17 protein-coding genes are annotated in these 17,077 nt (G+C 70.7%); 8 read left to right on the forward strand and 9 right to left on the reverse strand.

Going from position 1 to position 17,077, the window contains the following annotated elements:
- Positions 1–69 precede the first annotated feature (69 nt).
- The gene (locus AB1578_14485; protein ID MEW6489111.1) at positions 70–582 is read right to left on the reverse strand and encodes a hypothetical protein; all 513 of its coding nucleotides are present in this window, start codon (positions 580–582) and stop codon (positions 70–72) included.
- 227 nt (positions 583–809) lie between these two features.
- On the opposite strand from AB1578_14485, the gene AB1578_14490 reads away from it, so the two are divergent.
- Together AB1578_14490 and AB1578_14495 are read left to right on the forward strand one after the other, a co-directional pair.
- Positions 810–1,670: an HAD-IIB family hydrolase gene (locus AB1578_14490; GenBank protein ID MEW6489112.1), complete on the forward strand. Its 861-nt coding sequence runs from the start codon at positions 810–812 to the stop codon at positions 1,668–1,670.
- Positions 1,671–1,760: 90 nt separating this feature from the next.
- Positions 1,761–2,981, forward strand: a complete 1,221-nt coding sequence (locus tag AB1578_14495; protein ID MEW6489113.1) for a glycosyl transferase — start codon at positions 1,761–1,763, stop codon at positions 2,979–2,981.
- A 313-nt stretch (positions 2,982–3,294) separates the two neighbouring features.
- Here AB1578_14495 and AB1578_14500 read toward each other — a convergent pair whose 3' ends face one another.
- The 8 genes from AB1578_14500 to tolQ all read right to left on the reverse strand — a co-directional run bounded on the left by AB1578_14500 (position 3,295) and on the right by tolQ (position 10,605).
- Positions 3,295–4,554 carry a glycosyltransferase gene (locus AB1578_14500; GenBank protein MEW6489114.1) on the reverse strand — a complete coding sequence of 420 codons (1,260 nt, stop codon included), beginning with the start codon at positions 4,552–4,554 and terminating at the stop codon, positions 3,295–3,297.
- A gap of 57 nt (positions 4,555–4,611) precedes the next feature.
- Positions 4,612–5,004, reverse strand: a complete 393-nt coding sequence (locus AB1578_14505) for a hypothetical protein (protein MEW6489115.1) — start codon at positions 5,002–5,004, stop codon at positions 4,612–4,614.
- A 63-nt stretch (positions 5,005–5,067) separates the two neighbouring features.
- Positions 5,068–5,889, reverse strand: coding sequence for a hypothetical protein (locus AB1578_14510; GenBank protein MEW6489116.1), 822 nt, complete (start codon positions 5,887–5,889; stop codon positions 5,068–5,070).
- A gap of 5 nt (positions 5,890–5,894) precedes the next feature.
- On the reverse strand, positions 5,895–7,793 hold the full coding sequence (locus AB1578_14515; protein ID MEW6489117.1) for an ATP-binding protein: 1,899 nt from the start codon (positions 7,791–7,793) through the stop codon (positions 5,895–5,897).
- A 5-nt stretch (positions 7,794–7,798) separates the two neighbouring features.
- Positions 7,799–8,524 carry a septal ring lytic transglycosylase RlpA family protein gene (locus tag AB1578_14520; protein ID MEW6489118.1) on the reverse strand — a complete coding sequence of 242 codons (726 nt, stop codon included), beginning with the start codon at positions 8,522–8,524 and terminating at the stop codon, positions 7,799–7,801.
- A complete protein-coding gene (locus tag AB1578_14525; protein ID MEW6489119.1) occupies positions 8,514–9,458 on the reverse strand; it encodes a TonB family protein in 945 nt (314 codons plus the stop codon). The genes AB1578_14520 and AB1578_14525 overlap by 11 nt, the downstream gene beginning before the upstream one ends.
- Positions 9,455–9,877: an ExbD/TolR family protein gene (locus AB1578_14530; GenBank protein ID MEW6489120.1), complete on the reverse strand. Its 423-nt coding sequence runs from the start codon at positions 9,875–9,877 to the stop codon at positions 9,455–9,457. The genes AB1578_14525 and AB1578_14530 overlap by 4 nt, the downstream gene beginning before the upstream one ends.
- Positions 9,874–10,605 (reverse strand): protein TolQ, encoded by a 732-nt coding sequence (tolQ, locus tag AB1578_14535; GenBank protein ID MEW6489121.1) that lies wholly within the window; start codon positions 10,603–10,605, stop codon positions 9,874–9,876. Before tolQ ends, AB1578_14530 begins: the two co-directional genes overlap by 4 nt.
- A gap of 391 nt (positions 10,606–10,996) precedes the next feature.
- Between tolQ and AB1578_14540 the strand changes: the two genes are divergently transcribed.
- The 6 genes from AB1578_14540 (at position 10,997) to AB1578_14565 (ending at position 16,784) form a co-directional block, all read left to right on the forward strand.
- Entirely contained in the window at positions 10,997–11,770 is a 774-nt protein-coding gene (locus tag AB1578_14540) for a prepilin peptidase (protein MEW6489122.1), read from the forward strand.
- A 468-nt stretch (positions 11,771–12,238) separates the two neighbouring features.
- Entirely contained in the window at positions 12,239–13,357 is a 1,119-nt protein-coding gene (locus AB1578_14545) for a branched-chain amino acid ABC transporter substrate-binding protein (protein ID MEW6489123.1), read from the forward strand.
- A 91-nt stretch (positions 13,358–13,448) separates the two neighbouring features.
- Positions 13,449–14,354, forward strand: a complete 906-nt coding sequence (locus AB1578_14550) for a branched-chain amino acid ABC transporter permease (protein MEW6489124.1) — start codon at positions 13,449–13,451, stop codon at positions 14,352–14,354.
- On the forward strand, positions 14,354–15,307 hold the full coding sequence (locus AB1578_14555) for a branched-chain amino acid ABC transporter permease (protein MEW6489125.1): 954 nt from the start codon (positions 14,354–14,356) through the stop codon (positions 15,305–15,307). The genes AB1578_14550 and AB1578_14555 overlap by 1 nt, the downstream gene beginning before the upstream one ends.
- On the forward strand, positions 15,304–16,062 hold the full coding sequence (locus tag AB1578_14560; GenBank protein MEW6489126.1) for an ABC transporter ATP-binding protein: 759 nt from the start codon (positions 15,304–15,306) through the stop codon (positions 16,060–16,062). Before AB1578_14555 ends, AB1578_14560 begins: the two co-directional genes overlap by 4 nt.
- The gene (locus AB1578_14565) at positions 16,062–16,784 is read left to right on the forward strand and encodes an ABC transporter ATP-binding protein (GenBank protein MEW6489127.1); all 723 of its coding nucleotides are present in this window, start codon (positions 16,062–16,064) and stop codon (positions 16,782–16,784) included. The genes AB1578_14560 and AB1578_14565 overlap by 1 nt, the downstream gene beginning before the upstream one ends.
- Positions 16,785–17,077 lie beyond the last annotated feature (293 nt).

A 17,077-nucleotide genomic window follows, 5' to 3' on the forward strand; every position in this document is an offset into this window, starting at 1 on the left:
GGGAACGGGGAACGGGGAACGGGGAACCGCGTGCGGCCCGGGGGTCTGCCCCGGGGCAGCACGCGAACGTTACATCCAGAGCACCCACGCCCCCTGGATGTTCTCCATCAGCCAGTCGCCCCCGGCGTTCTTCACCCAGGGGTGCTTCTTGTCGTCCACGGCGCCCGAGTACTCGGCGCAGGGGGGGCAGACGCCGAAGGTGGCGCCGCGCTTTCGCACGTCTTCCATGATCTCCAGAGCGTTGCCGAACTTCTTGAAGATGGGGGACTCCACCCGGGCCGTCTTGTCCACGTGGGCCAGGTCGGCGCCGGCGAGCGTCATCCACACGTGCAGCTGCCCCCAGCCCTTCTTGGCCACCACCTGGGCCATGAGGAGGGCGAAGATGGCGCGGTTGGGGTCGTCGCCCCCGTGGGTGACGACGATGACGTACTTGCCCTTCTTCTCCACGTCGGCGAAGGCCTGACCGCCCAGGAGCGAGCCTACCCCGGCGGCCCCCAGCCCGGCGCCCAGGACCTTGAGGAAGCCCGAGCGGTCCATCGTCCCCTCGGCGGCTCCCCCCGTGTCTTTTCTTTGCTCGTCCATCGTCTCCTCCTCAGCGGCGCGCGACACCGCGAAACGGGGGCGGCCCATCCGCCCGACTCTGCACAGAGAAGAGCCCGGAAGGCGCGGCAGACGCAAATCGGGAGTTTCGATGGAAATCGGGCCGCGGATTGCCGCCCGTGATGGGGGCTGCGGGGAGGGCGACCTTCTTGCCCCGTCCGCCGTCGCCTGCTATAGAGTCGGGGCACGCTCTTCCGAGGAGGACTGCCGTGTCTGCGTCTGCGCGGGCGAAGGGATTCGCGGCCGTGGTGTTCACGGACCTGGACGGAACCCTGCTCGACCACCACACCTACGACTTCGAGCCGGCGCGGCCGGCGCTGGAGGCGTTGCGCGACGCCGGGGTTGCGCTCGTGCTCTGCTCCTCGAAGACACGCCCGGAGATTCTGGCGGTGCAGGCGCGCCTCGGGATCGGAGGCCCGTTCATCCCCGAGAACGGCGGTGCGGTTCTCCTCGCGGGCGGGGGGCCGCTGGAGGCGGTCTTTCCCGAGCGCGTCGGGGGCCTGCCCGCCCGGGTTTTCGGTGCCCCGTACCCGGAGCTGCGCGCGGCGCTTGAAGAGCTGCGGCGCCGTCACGGTGCCGGCGTGCGGGGGTTCGGCGACATGGACGACGGGGAGGTGGCCCGGTGTACCGGGCTGCCTGCGGATCAGGCCCGGCTGGCGCGCGAGCGCGATTTCGACGAGCCGTTTGTGTGGTCGCCGCCGCCGGGGGAGGCCGACGTGGCTCGTGCGCGGGCCTGGCTCGCCGGGCACGGGCTGCACCTCACCCGGGGGGGGCGCTTCTGGCACCTGCTGGGCCCTTCGGACAAGGGGCGGGCCGTGCGGTGGCTCCTCGAGGCTGCGACCCGGCTCTCGGGGCGGGAGCCGGCCTCCCTGGCCCTGGGAGACAGCGAAAACGACCTGCCCATGCTGGAGGCGGTTTGCGTCGGGGTGCTGGTGGAGCGCCCCGGCGGAGGCCACCTCACCCCCCGCCCCCCCGGCATCCGCACGGTGAACGGGGTAGGCCCGGCCGGGTGGCGCCGCGCGGTCCTGGCGTGGCTGGAAGACGTGGAGCATGGGGCGCGTGACGGGTGACGGGTGACGGGGGACGCGGGGCGGGGAGATTCTTGTCTCGCAAGAAATAGCCGACGGCCGCAGTTTCCGGGGCATAAGAGGAGGAAAGACATGTCTGACTTCTTTCAGAACGGCGTCATCACGACGTTGCAGGAGCTCGGTGTCCGCGATCTCCCCCGGATGGAGGCGGAGCTCCTGGAATTCACCCAGGAGCGACCCCTCGTGCTGGTGCTGCCGTGTCTGTATTCCGAACTCCAGGGGGCGGCGCTGCCGGGCATCGTCGATCACCTGCGGGAAGTTCCGTATCTCCGGGAGATCGTGGTGAGCCTGGGGAGCGCAGGGCCTGCCGAGTTCGCCCACGCGCGGGAGTACTTCTCGCGCCTGCCCCAGAAGGTGCGCATCCTGTGGAACGACGGCCCCCGCATCTCGGAGCTCAAGAATAGGCTGGGTGAGCTGGGTCTCTATCTCGGGGAACCCGGCAAGGGGCTCGCGGCGTGGCTCGCCTACGGGTATGCCCTGGGGGACGAGTCGGCCCGGGCCATCGCCCTTCACGACTGCGACATTCTCACCTACGATCGGATTCTCCTGGCGCGTCTGGCCTACCCCATCGTGGCACCCACCCTCGACTACATGTTCTGCAAGGGGTACTACACCCGGGTGACCGACCGGCTCCACGGCCGGGCGACCCGGATCTTCGTGACCCCCCTGGTGCGGGCACTCCAGAAGATGCTCGGACACACCCCGTTTCTCCTGTACCTCGACAGCTTCCGTTACCCCCTCGCCGGGGAGTTCTGCATGGACGCGGATCTTGCCCGGACGAACCGGATCCCCTCCAACTGGGGGCTCGAGGTGGGGACCCTGGCCGAGGTGTTCCGCAACTACTCCACGCGCCGGGTGTGCCAGGTGGACCTGGGGATCGACTACGAGCACAAGCACCAGGAGGCCGGGTTCGACGCGCCCAAGCCCGCGGGCCTCCTGCGCATGACCCGGGAGATCGCGTCCACCCTCTTCCAGGCCCTGGCGAGCGAAGGGGTGATCCTGTCCTCCGCGTTCTTCCGGAGCCTGCGCGCTGCGTACCTGCGGTGCGCCCAGGACGCCATCGGGCAGTACTCGGACGTCTCCGCCCTCAACGGGCTGGTCTACGACCGCCATGCGGAGGACACCCTGGCCGAGGGCTTCGGCCGGGCACTGGAGCGGGCGGGCGAGGACTTCCTGGAGAACCCCCTGGGAGCTCCCTCCATTCCCAACTGGAACCGCGTGGAAGCGGCCATGCCCAAGGTGTACCGCCGGCTGCGGGATGCGGTGGAGGCGGACTGCCGGGATGGGGGCTGAGAGCCCCCCCGCCAGGGCTCAGCCTGTTTCGACCTGTGTGGGTTGGCATCGATCGAGCCCGTCGAACCCGAGGACTCGGCGGTACGGGTGGGTAACCGTAGGGGCGCACAGCTGAGCGCCCGCGAGGGCGGCGGCAATCGTCCCTTGGGGCGGGCGCACGCGGTGCGCCCCTACACCCCCGGCCTCGCGTCACCGGCCTCCAGGGAGCACCTGACTGCGAACGCCACGGTCCTGGAACTCCCCGGGCGCCCGTTGCGCGGATCTTCCACGCGATCCGGAAGAAAATCCGGAAGGGGCTTGATCCGGCGCCCCGTCAGCCCTGGGAAGCTGCGGCCCCGTTGGTCCACAGGTCCACCAGGTAGTCCTTCTGCTCCTCGAACTTGACGGCCTGCTCCTCCACCACCGCTTCGGCGCCTCTGGAGTCCATGTCGCGGGTGCGGGTGATGAACGAGGCCACCCGGCCCAGGTAGAGGGGGGTCATGACCGAGAGGAGCTTCATCCGGTGGTCCGCCAGGTGGTGGTACTTGGCGGCGAGCTGGTACAGGAGCTTCACCCACATCTCCGTCGAAAAGTGGAACTCTTCGGGGGCCTGGCCCCGCGCCCGTTCCAGGGCGGCGTACACGTCGTCGGTGAAGATCTCCTTCCACAGGCTCCCGAAAAGGCGCATTCCTTCCTGGAACTCGGTCACCATGCGCGCCTGGTTCACGACGATGGGCTCGGGCTCCAGGGTCGCCTCCATCCCGAGAAGCGGCACGGGGTCGCTGCCCCGGATGGGCAGCCAGAAATCCTCGTGCTCCTCCATCAGCGCGAACAGGGTGCCGCACACCTGGCGGAACATGGGGCCCAGGGCGTCGGCCGGATCCTTGGCGTCGTGGATCTTCACCCCCAGGTTCGCCTGGCAGACCCTGGCGCCCGTGCGAAGCGCCGTGGTGGTCATCCAGATGTCGATGCCGAAGCGGGCGATGTCGGTGCCCCACACCTCCTGCTCCAGGTAGTGCTTGGCAAGCCCCTTGGAGAACGCGAAGTCGCCGCCGATGGGCTGGCGGATGCGCTTTCCGTACAGGGTGCGAACGAGGTTGTAGACAATGTTGTTGGTGATCGTGCCGTCGTACTTGTAGCGGGAGTAGACGGGGGCCACGAACTCGTAGCCCTGCTCCATGACGGGCTCGATCAGGTATTTGATCCACTCGGGACTGATGCTGCGCAGGTCGGAGTCGACGCACGCACAGGCCTTGACCTTGAGACGGTGCGCGGCTTCGAAGATGGCCCGCAGCGCCGAGCCCTTGCCGCCGATGCCCCGGTATACGGTGATGAGCTTCTCCTGCCAGGGCTTGAACTGGAAGTCGAGGACCCGGTCCCTCGTGTCGTCGGTGGAGCCCCCGTCGGCGATCATGATGACGGCTCGCGCGTTTCGGTAGTGCTCGTAGATCCCGTGGGACACCGTCTGCACGACGTGGACGATGGTGTCTTCGTTGTTGTAGCACGGGATTCCGACGAGGATGTCGGCCTCCCGAATCTCCTCCAGCCGCTTCTGCACGTAGGGCCGCAGGGCGGTATCGTAGTCGCGGGCCATCCGGTTCCTCCTTTGGGTTGGGTGTCGATCGGGGGTTGAACGGGCTGTCGCCGCCGGTCAGGCCGTCTCGTCCACGAGGAGCCCCAGTCCCACCCGGATGCGGTGGAGCCACCGGGGGAGGTCCTGGGGTTCGAGAACCTCGTCCTCCACGTCCTCCCCGGCGCCCGCGTCGCCGTGGCGGCGCACCCGGAGGAACAAGCCTTCCGCGTCCTCCTCCAGGGCGCACGCAAACGGTGCGCCGGCGCTGCGAAACGACGCGTTGAGGTCGTCCACGGCCTGGGTCAGCAGGGTGCGCCAGGTCTCCTCCCCCCCCGGGCCCCGGTCTTCGCCCCCCTCTTCCTCCGCGCTCTCCTGCGCAGGCCGTCCCCGGCGAAGGACCCGCACCCGGGTGCCTCCGGGCTGGACCGGGCGGGCGGGGGAGGCCGCGTAGACGTAAGGGTAGTCGGGCATGGCTCTCGGGCCCTCTCTCGGCTCCGGCGGCCGGGCGCGTTGCTCGAAGCGGCCTCCGGGGTCCTACCACACCGCGCGGGGGAAGGTGCAGGTGGAGAACGGGCGCCCCACGAACTTGTACATCTGGGGCGCCGTCCAGCGCCGCTCGAGCACACCGTCGTGGATGGCCCAGGATCGCCCCCGCACGGTCTCCGCCATCCACGGCATGCGAAAGGGGCGCGTGCCGTCCATGCGCCGCCGCAGCACGCCCCCCGGGCCGAACTCCCGGTGGATCCACTCCAGCTCTTCCAGGCCCGAAGCGTAGGTGAAGCCGTACTTCTCGTACTTGATGGCGTTGTGGTAGGCCAGGGGTGCGACGTAGAGGATACCGATGCCGAGCAGATCCGCAAATCCCTCGATCCGCCCGATCAAGGGGCGGAACATGCGCAGCCCCGGACGTACCTGGTTCGGGGCGAGCCCCGCCGCCAGGGCGCGCAGCTCTTCCCGGTAGTTTCTCGGGGAGGCCCCCAGGGGCAGCGGTGCGCCGCAAGGGCTTCGGTCCACGTGGAACCGGGGCTGGCGCGGGTCGCTCAGCACGATCCAGGCGGCCTCCAGGTGGCCCAGGTAGGTGTCGGCGAGCTCCACGACCAGGGCGGGGTCTTCGGACTCCGGATCCGGCCACACCTCGATTCGCACTCCCGGCGCCCCGGAGATCGGGAACCAGCGCCAGGGTCCCCGGTAGTCCTCTCTCCAGGACCCGGTCGGCGGGAGCCCGAAGTGGGCGCGCAGCTCGTCGGGGACGAGAAAGTCCAGGTAGGAAACCCGCTGGGCCTCCGGCAGGGCCAGGAGCCCGGCGACCGACATGGGGCGCTCGCCCGGAGGCGGGAAGGAGGCGGCGGGGATCACCCGGGCTATTCCTCCAGAAGCGGGAGCGGGAGGCTGCGGGGCAGGGAGACGGTGAAGCGGGATCCCTCTCCCGCTGCGGACGTCACCCGGATGCCGCCCCCGCACGCGTGGAGGAGCCTGCGGGTGATGGCGAGGCCCAGGCCCATCCCGGGGGTGCCCTCGGCGTTGCGGCCCCGCCGGAAGGGCTGGAAGAGGCCCTCCCGGTCCTCGTCGTCCATCCCGATGCCGTTGTCGGCTACGGTCACGTGCACGCTCGGCCCTTCTTCGGCAACTTCCACCCGCGCCCAGCGCAGCTCCTTGCCCGGATCCGCGAACCGGATGGCGTTGGCCAGCAGGTTGTGGAGGATCTGGAAGAGCGGGGCCCGCCCGCACCGTACGGCTCCACCCCGGGCGGGCAGCTCGAGGGTGACGGCCTTGTCTGCGGCCAGGGGCTCGAGGCTGTCGCATACGAGCCGCAGCACGGGAAAGAGCTCCACGGGTCTGGCCGTCTCCGGGAAGGAGCCCGCATGGGCCAGGTTGCGCAGCCCGTCGACCATCTCGCCCAGCAGCCCCGCCGAGGCGCGCACGCGCTCCAGGTAGAGGTGCCCCCGCTGGTCCAGGAGGCCGCCGTGCTGCCGGTGGAGCAGGTCGGCGAAGCCCTTGAGGCTCACCAGAGGGGTCTTGAGCTCGTGGGCCAGCCGGCTCGCGAAGGCGTCGAGCTCGCGGTTCTCCGCCTCCAGGAGCTGTTGGCGCTCCACGGCGGCGGTCTCGTCCAGGTACACCTCGATGCGGCCCAGGGGAATCGGGCCGGCGCCCCGCACCGGGCCGCTGTAACGCCGCAGGTGGCGGCGCTGGGGCCGCAGGAGCTCCACCGCGTCTTCCGCGTCCGCCTCCGGGTTCTCGTAGAGGTACTGCACCCGCCGGAGGAAGCCCTCCGGGTCCGCGGCGGACCGGGCCATTCCCTCGGCGAGCTCCAGCTTGTCCCGGCCCAGGCAGTCTTCGGGTTCCAGCCCGAAGAACTCCCGCACCCGGCGGTTGGCGAAGCGGACGTTGCGTTGGTTGTCCACGAAGAAGATGGCCGTCTGGGAGGCGTCGAAGAGGGCCGAGAGCACCGCGGCGTACTCGTCGCGTTCGCGGCGCGCGGTCTCTCCGGCGGTCACGTCCTGGATCATCACGCACAGGTGGGCGGCCTCCTCCCCCTGGGGGCCCACCGGGAACGCGGCCCCCTGGAAGAAGCGTCGGCCGCAGGGCAGCCCCGCCTGGCGGGGGTCCCACGCGAACGCCGGCAGCTCCACCCGCTGTCCGGTCCGCGCCCGGGCCAGGGCCTCGACGACCCCGGCGCGGCGCAGTTGCGGGTCGTCCCCCGGGCGGTACCCCGAGAGGAACTCCGCCAGCGCGCCCGGCGGCTCTCCCATCCGCTCCAGCGCCCGGTTCCAGCGGCTCACCGCCCCTTCGGGGTCCAGGAGCAGGATTCCGAAAGGGTTGTTCTCCACGAAGTTCTCCAGCATCTCCTCCGCCCGCTGCCGCTGGCGGGCGAGGCGGTGCTTCTCCACGGCGCGGCGCAGCCGGCGCCCCAGGTCGGCCGGGTTCTGGAGGGCGGAGTCCTTGGCGAGGTAATCCGAGACTCCCGCCAGGAAGGCCATGCGGGCCACCTCTTCGCTGCCGTGGTTCGTGACGAGGAAGAAGGGCACGTCCATCCCCTCCTGCTGCACCTCGCGCAGGAGGCCGAGGCCGGTGCCGGCGCCCAGGCGGTAGTCGCACACCACGGCGGAGACCGGAAGGGAGCGAAGGCACTCCAGCGCCTCGGAAGGGTCCCCGGCCTCGCGGGAGCGGCAGCCGGGGAGGGCGTCTTGCAGGGCCGATGCCAGGAGCAGCCGGTGGTCCGGGTCGTCGTCCACCACGAGAACAGTCAGGGACGAATCCACGGTGCTCAATCCCTTCGAACCAGGATGGGGGAGAGTCCCCGCCGGGCGAGCCCCTCCCGGTCGTCGCCGGCCCGCTCGGGGGAGTCGTAGATGCCCACCCGCACCCGCTGGAACACGGCGTCCCCCCGGTCGTAGGGCTCCACCGTGACCTGGGGGTAGGAAGCCCGCAGGCTGTGGGCCAGGCTGTGGGCATTTTGCGCCACCCCAAAGGAGCCCACCTGCCAGGAGAAGGGGCCCGAGAGGGCCCGCACCGCCGGCGTGCCGTTGGGGCCCCCCAAGGCCTCGACCCGCACCCGGGCCACCCCCTGCTCCACCAGCCCGAGCTCCCGGGCCAGGGCGTAGGACAGGTCGATGATCCGGCCCTCCACGAAGGGCCCCCGGTCGTTGATGCGGGCGGTGACCTGCCGGCCGTTGCCCAGATGGGTGACCCGCACCGTCGTGCCCAGGGGCAGGAGCTTGTGGGCCGCCGTGGGCGCATGCATGTCGTAGACCTCGCCGCTGCTCGTGCGGCGGCCGTGGAAGCCCGGACCGTACCAGGAGGCGAGCCCCGTCTCGGCGTACCCGTCGGCCCGGGCCAGCGGCGCGTAGGTCTGGCCCTTGACCCGGTAGCTCCCGGGGGGCGGGGGGCCGGCGGCGCAGCCGGACAAGAGGGCTAGGACGGCCAGGAGCAACGGGACGGGAAGGGCTCCTGCGCCGGGGGTTCCGAAGAACGGGCGCCACTCAGTCGCCATGGAACCGAAACCCGATCTCGAGCACGTCCTCGGCCACCTCCTCGGGGAAGGCCGGCAGGGGCACTGCCCGCTCCAACGCCCGCAGGGCAGACTGGTCGAAGGCCGGGCTCGCGGAGGGCTCCTCCACGGTGGCCTTGAGGAGCCGGCCCCTGCGGTCGATCGCGGCGGAAACGATGACCGTGTGGCCCCGGCCCACCAGGGACGGGGGAATGGTCCAGTGGGCGTTGACGTGCTCCCAGAGCCGGTTGTAGTAGGCGCGCAGCCGCACCTCCTGGAGCACGTTGCCCGCGCCGCTGCGCACGCCCACCGGGCCGGTCCTCCCCGGCGGGCCGGGGCCTCCTCCTCCGTCCCCGGGCTGGATGCGGTCCCGGATGGACGCCACCCGCTGGGAGACCTTGGCCTCCTCCATGGCCGTGCGGGCGGGAGAAGGGGAGGGCGGGGTGGGCTCCCGGGGCTCGATCCGCTCGCGCATGCGCGCGATGCGCTCCGCCACCTGCTCCTCGGTGCGCGGCTCGGGCCGGGGAACGGGATCCGCGGGGGCTGCCGGGATGACCTTCTCCGCCGGCTGGGGCTTGGCCGCGGCCGCGGGCGGCTTCGGGGCAGGAGTCGGGGGCTTGGGCGGCGCCTTGACCGCCGGAGCAGCGGCGGGCGGGGCCTTGGGCTCGGGCTTGGGTGCAGGCTTCGGGGCGGGCGGGGCCGGCGCCGGAGGGGCGGGAGCGGCAGCCGCCGGGGGTTTGGGCCCGCCCCCGGGGGGCGCGGCCACCAGGTCCACCATGTGGATGGGAGAGAAGAAGGTGCGCTCCATGGGGGGGATGCGCATGCGCCCGAAGGCGGCGAAGAGCGCCACGTGGAGCACCAGGGACGCGGCCACCGCCAGCCAGAGGGCACTCTCCGCCCCGGCCGCGAACAGGCCCGGGTAGCGGTGGAGCCTCACGGCCGTTCCAGGGGCTCGGTCACCATGCCCAGCCGCTCGATGCCCCCCCGCTTCATCTCCGCCATCACGCGGACCACGACCCCGTAGGGCACGTCCTTGTCGGCCCGCAGGTAGGCCTCGCGGGAGGTCTTGCGCGCGTAGATCGCCTCGAGCCTCCCCCCCAGGGTGTCGAGCTCCACCGGAGTCTGGCCCACGAAGACCTGCCCCCCCCGGTCTACCGTGACCACCAGGAGATCGGTGTCGGCGGGAAGCTCCGCCGCCACCACCTTGGGCAGGCTCACGTCCACCCCCTGCTGGATCATGGGAGCCGCCACCATGAAGATGATGAGCAGCACCAGCATTACGTCCACCAGCGGCACCACGTTGATCTCCGAGAGGGTGTGCCGCCCCCCCCGCTTGGGCATGGCGGGGGCGTTCACGGCGTCTCGGCCTGGGACGCCGCCGCGTGGTGGCTGACGATGTTGAGGAACTCCGACGAGAAGGCGTCCATCTCGGTGGAGAGGATCTTGATGGCGTTGTTGTAGTAGTTGTAGGCCACCACGGCGGGGATGGCCGCGGCGAGACCGGTGGCCGTGGCGACGAGGGCCTCGGAGATGCCCGGAGCCACCACCGCCAGGTTGGCCGAGCCCGTGAGCCCGATCTCGCGGAAGGAGTCCATGATCCCCCACACCGTGCCGAAAAGCCCGATGAAGGGAGCGGCGCTGGCCACGGTGGCGAGGAAGATCAGCATCCGCTCCAGCCGGGTGACCTCCGCGTCGGCGGTGAGGCGCAAGGTGCGCTGGATGCTCTCGATGCGGCCCACCTCCAGGCTCAGGTCGTCCGGGTCTTCCGGCTGGGACGGCGCGGCCTCGGCGAACTGGGCGGTGGTGCGGCGCCACTCCCGGTAGCCCGCCCGGAAGAGCTCGGCCAGGGGGCTGCGGGCGAGGTCGCGGGTGGCGGCGAGCACCGTGTGGAAGTTCTTGCTGGACCAGAACACTTCCAGGAACTCCCGGCTCTCGCGGGAGGCGCCCCGGATGACCCGGTACTTGTAGAGGATGATCGCCCAGGAGAAGACCGAGCACAGGACCAGGATCAAGAGGACGCCGCCGACGACGGCGCCGGAAGAAAAGGCCATGGCCAGGATGGAAGACGAGCCGAGGGGATTCACGTGGGAGCTCTCCCGTAAGGCGGTTGGGTCGAGGCCTCGAAGATAGAGGCCTGCCGTCGCAGGTGTCAATCCCGATCCCCCCGGGAGGCGAGTGCCCGAATCCACCACCTCTCTTCGGGGCGGGGTTCGGGAGCCCCGGAGCGTAGTCCCGTACCGCATCGACTGATCCGCCCCAGTCCATGGAAACTGATGAGGCCAGGCTCACGGGTTCCGCGAGGGACCCCTCCTCCAATTGCCGCGGATTGCGGGGCGGAGCGCAGGGGTTCCCGGACCCCGCCTTACCACCCAGGCGTTGGATCGCGGGAGTGCCGGCGACGTTGGGACGGAAGGAGGGGTGTGTTACCATCCCGCCGGGCCGGGGGGCGAGGGGCTGCGGGCAGGAGGGAGCGGGATGGATCTGGGAGTGGTGGGGGCAGTGGCGGCGGCGGCCCTGGGAGCGGTGGTGGGCAGCTTCCTCAACGTGGTCGTCCACCGGCTGCCCAAGGGGGAGTCTCTGGCGTTTCCCCCCAGCGCCTGTCCTCGCTGCGGGGCCAGAATTAGGCCCCGGGACAACCTGCCCGTGGTGGGGTTCCTCCTGCTGCGGGGGCGGTGCCGCGACTGCCGGGAGCCCATCTCCTGGCGCTACCCCCTGGTCGAGGCCCTCATGGGGGGGCTCTCCCTGGGCCTCTGGGCGCTCCACGGGCCAAGCCTCCTCTTCGGGGTCCACTTCGTCTTCCTGGCCGGGCTCGTGGCGGTGACCTTCATCGACCTGGATCTCAAGATCATTCCCGACTCCCTCAGCCTGGGGGGCATCGTCGTGGGGCTCGCCTTTTCGCTCCTCACCCCCCTGGGCTGGAAGGCGAGCCTGCTCGGCATCGGGCTGGGGGGCGGAGTGCTCCTGGCCGTGGCCGGGGGCTACTACCTCCTCACCCGGCGCGAGGGCATGGGCCTGGGGGACGTAAAACTCCTGGCCGCGATCGGGGCGTTCCTGGGGTGGGAGGCGGTCCTCTTCACGGTGTTCGTCTCGTCCCTGGTGGGCTCCGTCCTGGGGCTCGCCCTCACCGTGCGCCGAGGCTCGGGGATGAAGCTCGAGGTGCCCTTCGGGCCGTTCCTCGCCCTGGGCGCCGCCGCCTGGGTCTTCGCGGGACCTCCCCTGGTGGAGTGGTACTTCGGCCTGATCGCCTGACCGCGGCCCGGGACCGCACTGCCCTCCCAGTTTCCCCTCCCCCGTTCGAAATCGAAATCGGGGTCGGGATCGGGGTCGAAGTCGATTTCGATTTCGACCTCGATCTCGATCTCGATTTGGACGGGGGCTCATCTGCTCTGCGCCCGCGGCGCCCAAAATCCACCACCAAATCTTTGGGGCGGGGTCCGGGAGTCCTGGAGCGCAGCCCCGTGCCGCCTCGACCGAACCGCGGGAGCGAGGCCGGAACCGGTGAGGCTCGGCGCGCCGGATCCCTCGGCTATGCGGCCTCCGAACATCGCGGATTACGGGGCGGAGCGCAAGGGCTCCCGGACCCCGCTTGCCAGCCAGGCGGTGGATCCAGGGCGCCGCGGTTCGTTGACACTGCGGCGGGTCGTCTGCTAGGTTCCGCGCGTTTCCCGAGCGGGAGGGTGCCGGCTCGGGCGTCTTCTTTCGAGAAAGGAGGGCCCCATGAAGAAGATCGCTTCCCTTGCTGCAGCCCTGCTCCTGGCCGCCGGTTCGGTCTGGGCGCAGGAGACCGTGAAGATCGGGCTCATGGCCCCGCTCACCGGCTCCTGGGCCAGCGAGGGGCAGGAGATGAAGCAGATCCTCGACCTCCTGGCCTCCGACCTCAACGAGCGCGGCGGGCTCCTGGGCCGCAAGGTGGAGGTGCTGGCCGAGGACGACGGGGGCGACCCCCGCACGGCCTCCCTGGCCGCCCAGCGCCTGGCGAGCCGGGGCGTGGTGGCCGTGGTCGGGACCTACGGGTCGTCCATTACCGAGGCCAGCCAGGCCATCTACGACGAGAACGAGATCCTCCAGATCGCCAACGGCTCTACCGCGGTGCGGCTCACCGAGAAGGGGCTCCCGTACTTCCTGCGCACCTCCCCCCGGGACGACGAGCAGGGGCGGGTGGCCGCCCAGACCCTGTTGGCGCGGGGCTTCAAGAAGGTGGCGGTCCTCCACGACAACACGAGCTACTCCAAGGGGCTGGCCGAAGAGGCCAGGGGGCTCCTGACCCAGGCCGGGGCCACGGTGGCCTTCTTCGACGCCCTCACCCCCGGAGAGCGCGACTACACCGCGATCCTCACCAAGCTCAAGGCCGCCGGCCCCGAGGCCGTGTTCTTCACCGGGTACTACCCGGAGGCGGGGCTGCTCCTGCGCCAGAAGAAGGAGATGGGGTGGGACGTGCCCTTCCTGGGCGGCGACGCCACCAACAACCCCGATCTGGTCAAGATCGCGGGGACGGCTGCGGCCGAGGGCTTCCTCTTCCTGAGCCCCCCGGTGCCCCAGGACCTTCCCTACGACCAGGCAAAGGCCTTCCTCGCCTCCTACGCCAAGGCCCACGGGGGCACGCCGGGCTCCATCTGGGCCGTGCTCGCGGGCGACGGTTTCCTCGCCGCCGCGGCGGGCATCGAGGGCGCCAAGAGCACCAAGGCGGGAGCGGTGGCGGCCTACCTGAAGAAGGACCTGGCGGACTTCTCCGGCCTCACGGGCCCCATCGCCTTCAACGAGAAGGGCGACCGGGTGGGGGAGGTGTACAAGGTCTACCGCGTCGACGCGGCCGGGGCGTTCGTCCTCCAGCCCTAGTACTAGGCGCAAGCGGATTCCCACGTTTCGGGCGGCCCGCGGAGACAGTCCGCGGGCCGCCCGGTTTCTGCGCAAGCCGGGCGGGCACCCCATGGAACAGTTCCTCCAGCAGCTGACCAACGGCCTGGCGGTGGGCGGCATCTACGCCCTCATCGCCCTGGGCTACACCATGGTGTACGGGGTGCTGCGCCTCATCAACTTCGCCCACGGGGACCTCTTCACCCTGGGGGCCTACCTGGGGATGACGCTCCTGGTGTCGCTTGGGCTCCGGGACGGGCTCGGCCCCGTGCTCGGGGTCGCCGTGCTGGCGGTCATGGTCATGGGGCTGGTGGGGCTGGTGGGGGCGCTCCTGGAGCGCACGGCCTACCGGCCGCTGCGGGAGTCTCCCCGGCTCTCTGCCGTGGTCTCCGCCCTGGGGGCGTCCATCTTCCTCCAGAACGCGATCATGCTCGTCTACGGCGCCCGGTTCCAGGTCTACCCCCAGGACGTGCTCCCCCGGGTGGCGGTGACGGTCTTCGGCGCGTCCGTGCCCCTCATGCGCCTGCTCATCGTGGGGGCGTCGGTGGTGCTCATGGGGGCGCTCTACCTCTTCATCCAGCGCACCCGCATCGGCACAGCGATTCGCGCGGCGGCCATCGACCAGGGCGCGGCGCGCCTCATGGGCATCGACGTGGACCGGGTGATCCTGATCGTCTTCCTCCTGGGCCCGGCCCTGGGCGGGGCGGCGGGCCTCATGGTGGGGCTCTACTACGGGCAGATCAACTTCACCATGGGGTGGGTCTACGGCCTCAAAGCGTTTACCGCGGCCATCCTGGGGGGCATCGGGAACATCCCCGGCGCCATGGTGGGGGGGCTGCTCCTGGGGGTCATCGAGGCCCTGGGGGCGGCCTACGTCTCCATGGCCTGGAAGGATGCCATCGCGTTCCTGGTGCTGATCGGCATCCTCATCGTCCGGCCCACGGGGCTCCTGGGCGAGCGGGTGGCGGAAAAGGTCTGATGCGCCCGGCCGTCCTGGTCTATGGGGCAGCCGCCGTCCTGCTGGCCACCTGCCCCCTCTACCTCAACGCCTACTGGGTGGACGTGCTCAACAGCGTGGGGCTCTATGGCCTCCTGGCCCTGAGCCTCAACGTGATCCTGGGCGACGCCGGGATGTACAACATGGGCCACGCGGCCTTCTACGCCGTGGGTGCGTATACCGCGGCGATCCTCAACACCCGGTTCGGCGTGCCCCTGCTCTGGGCGCTGCCGGCGGCCGGTGCCGCCGCGGGCGTCTTCGGGGCCCTGGTGGCGCGGCCCGTCATCCACCTGCGGGGCGACTACCTGCTCATCGTCACCGTCGGGGTGGGGGAGATCGTGCGCATCGCCCTGGTCAACGACGTCTTCGGCCTCACCGGCGGCCCGAACGGGATCTTCGGCATCTCGCGCCCCGAGGTGCTCGGGTACCGCATCCGCAAGCCCCACGAGTTCTTCTACCTCATCTGGGGGTTCACCGCCGCGAGCCTCTTCCTCCTCTACCGCCTGCGGCACTCGCGCTTCGGCCGGGCGCTCAACTGCCTGCGGGAAGACCCGGTGGCGGCCGAGGGCAGCGGCATCGACACGGGCCGCTACCGCCTGGGCGCGTTTGCCATCGGCGCGGCATGGGCGGGCATGGCGGGCAGCCTCTACGCGGGCAAGATGACCATCATCTCGCCGGAGTCCTTCAGCTTCTGGGAGTCGGTGGTCATCTTCATGATCGTGATCCTGGGGGGCTCGGGCCGGCTGGCCGGGGTGCTCCTGGCCGCCTTCCTCATCGTGGGGCTCCCGGAAGTGTTCCGGGGCTTCGCCAGCGCCCGCATGCTCGTCTTCGGCCTCGTCATGATGGTCATGATGGTGGTGCGCACCCAGGGCCTCTTTCCCCCCAGGCCCCGCACCTTCGGACTCGAGGCCGGCGAAGAAGGGGGCGAGCGGTGAGCCTGCTCCAGGTGCGGGGCGTCTCCAAGACCTTCGGGGGACTCACCGCGGTCAACCGGGTCTCCTTCGACGTGGCCCAGGGCCAGGTCGTGGGCCTCATCGGGCCCAACGGGGCGGGCAAGACCACCGTGTTCAACCTGATCACCGGCAACTACCGCCCCGACGAGGGCAAGATCGTCTTCGACGGCCGCGACATCACGGGCCTGCCCACCCACCGGATCGTCTCCCTGGGCATCGCGCGCACCTTCCAGACCATCCGCCTCTTCCAGCGCCTCTCGGCCGCCGAGAACGTGCTGGCCGGGCGCCACTGCCGCATGGGGGCGGGTCCCCTGGCCGGCATGCTGCGCACCCGCTCCGAGCGGCGCGAAGAGGCCGAGGCCCTGGAGCGCGCCCTCCAGGAACTGGAGTTCGTGGGGCTGCGTTCCCAGGCCGCCCAGGTGGCCGGCGCCCTCTCCTACGGCAACCAGCGGCTCCTGGAGGTGGCGCGGGCCCTGGCCACCGAGCCCCGGCTGCTCGTCTTGGACGAGCCGGCCGGGGGGATGAACGAGTTCGAGACCCACAGCCTGCTCGGCCTCATCGGGCGCCTCACGGAGCGGGGGATCACGGTCTTCCTCATCGAGCACGACATGAGCCTCGTCATGCGGGCCTGCGAGAAGCTCGTGGTGCTGGAGTATGGCTCCAAGATCGCCGAGGGGCCGCCGGCCGCGGTCCGGGCCGACCCGCGGGTCATCGAGGCCTACCTGGGAGCCGACTGATGGGCGAAGCCCTGCTCGAGATCGCCGGCCTCACCGTGCGCTACGGCAGCGTCGAGGTGCTCCACGGGGTGAGCCTCCAGGTGCGCCGGGGGGAGATCGTCGCCATCCTGGGGGCCAACGGCGCGGGGAAGACCACCACCCTCATGGCGGTGAGCGGCCTGGTGCGCCCTTCGGGGGGGACCATCCGACTCGGCTCCCAGTGGCTCCACAAGCTGCCCGCCCACCGGGTGGTGGTGCAGGGTGTGGCCCAGGTGCCCGAGGGCCGGCGGGTGTTCGGCACCCTGACGGTGCAGGAGAACCTGAGCCTGGGGGCCTTCACCTGCCGCGACGCGAGCCGCGCCCGTACGACCCAGGAGTGGATCTACGAGCTCTTTCCCGTGCTCGCCCAGCGCCGCACCCAGCTCGCGGGAACCCTGAGCGGCGGCGAACAGCAGATGCTCGCCATCGGCCGGGCGCTCATGGCCGGCCCCAAGGTGCTGCTCCTCGACGAGCCGAGCCTGGGGCTCGCTCCCCTCCTGGTCAAGGCGATCTTCCAGACCATCCGGCAGATCAACGAGTCGGGCGTCACCGTGGTGCTGGTGGAACAGAACGCCCGGGCGGCCCTCAAGTTCGCCCACCGGGGCTACGTGCTCGAGGTGGGCCGGGTGGCCCTCGAGGGCCCCGCCGCCGATCTCCTGGGAAACCCCCGGGTCCAGAGCGCCTACCTCGGGGGTGGCCACTGAGAGCCGCCGGCAGCGGGCGTCCAATGCCGCAAAACGCCCATGCTTCCGTATCCTTGCAGACAATCGACCCGGCAGCCTCGGAAACCGAAAAAGAGGCCGTTGACACGGGGCGGGGGGCCAGGGTATAAGCTGCCTTCCTTTCGGCGGGGGGGGAGAAGGGTTGGGGGGGAGCCGAAAGGGGGTTGACAGGGTTTGGGGGGATGGGTAGAGTTAGCGCTTGTCCGCCGGAGCCGGGGCAGCCCGGTTTCGGGTTGGTCTTTGAAAACCGAATAGCGAAGAGGCAAGCACGACAA

The organism is Thermodesulfobacteriota bacterium (assembly GCA_040756475.1).
In the GTDB taxonomy this organism is placed as follows: Bacteria; Desulfobacterota; Deferrisomatia; order Deferrisomatales; family JACRMM01; genus JBFLZB01.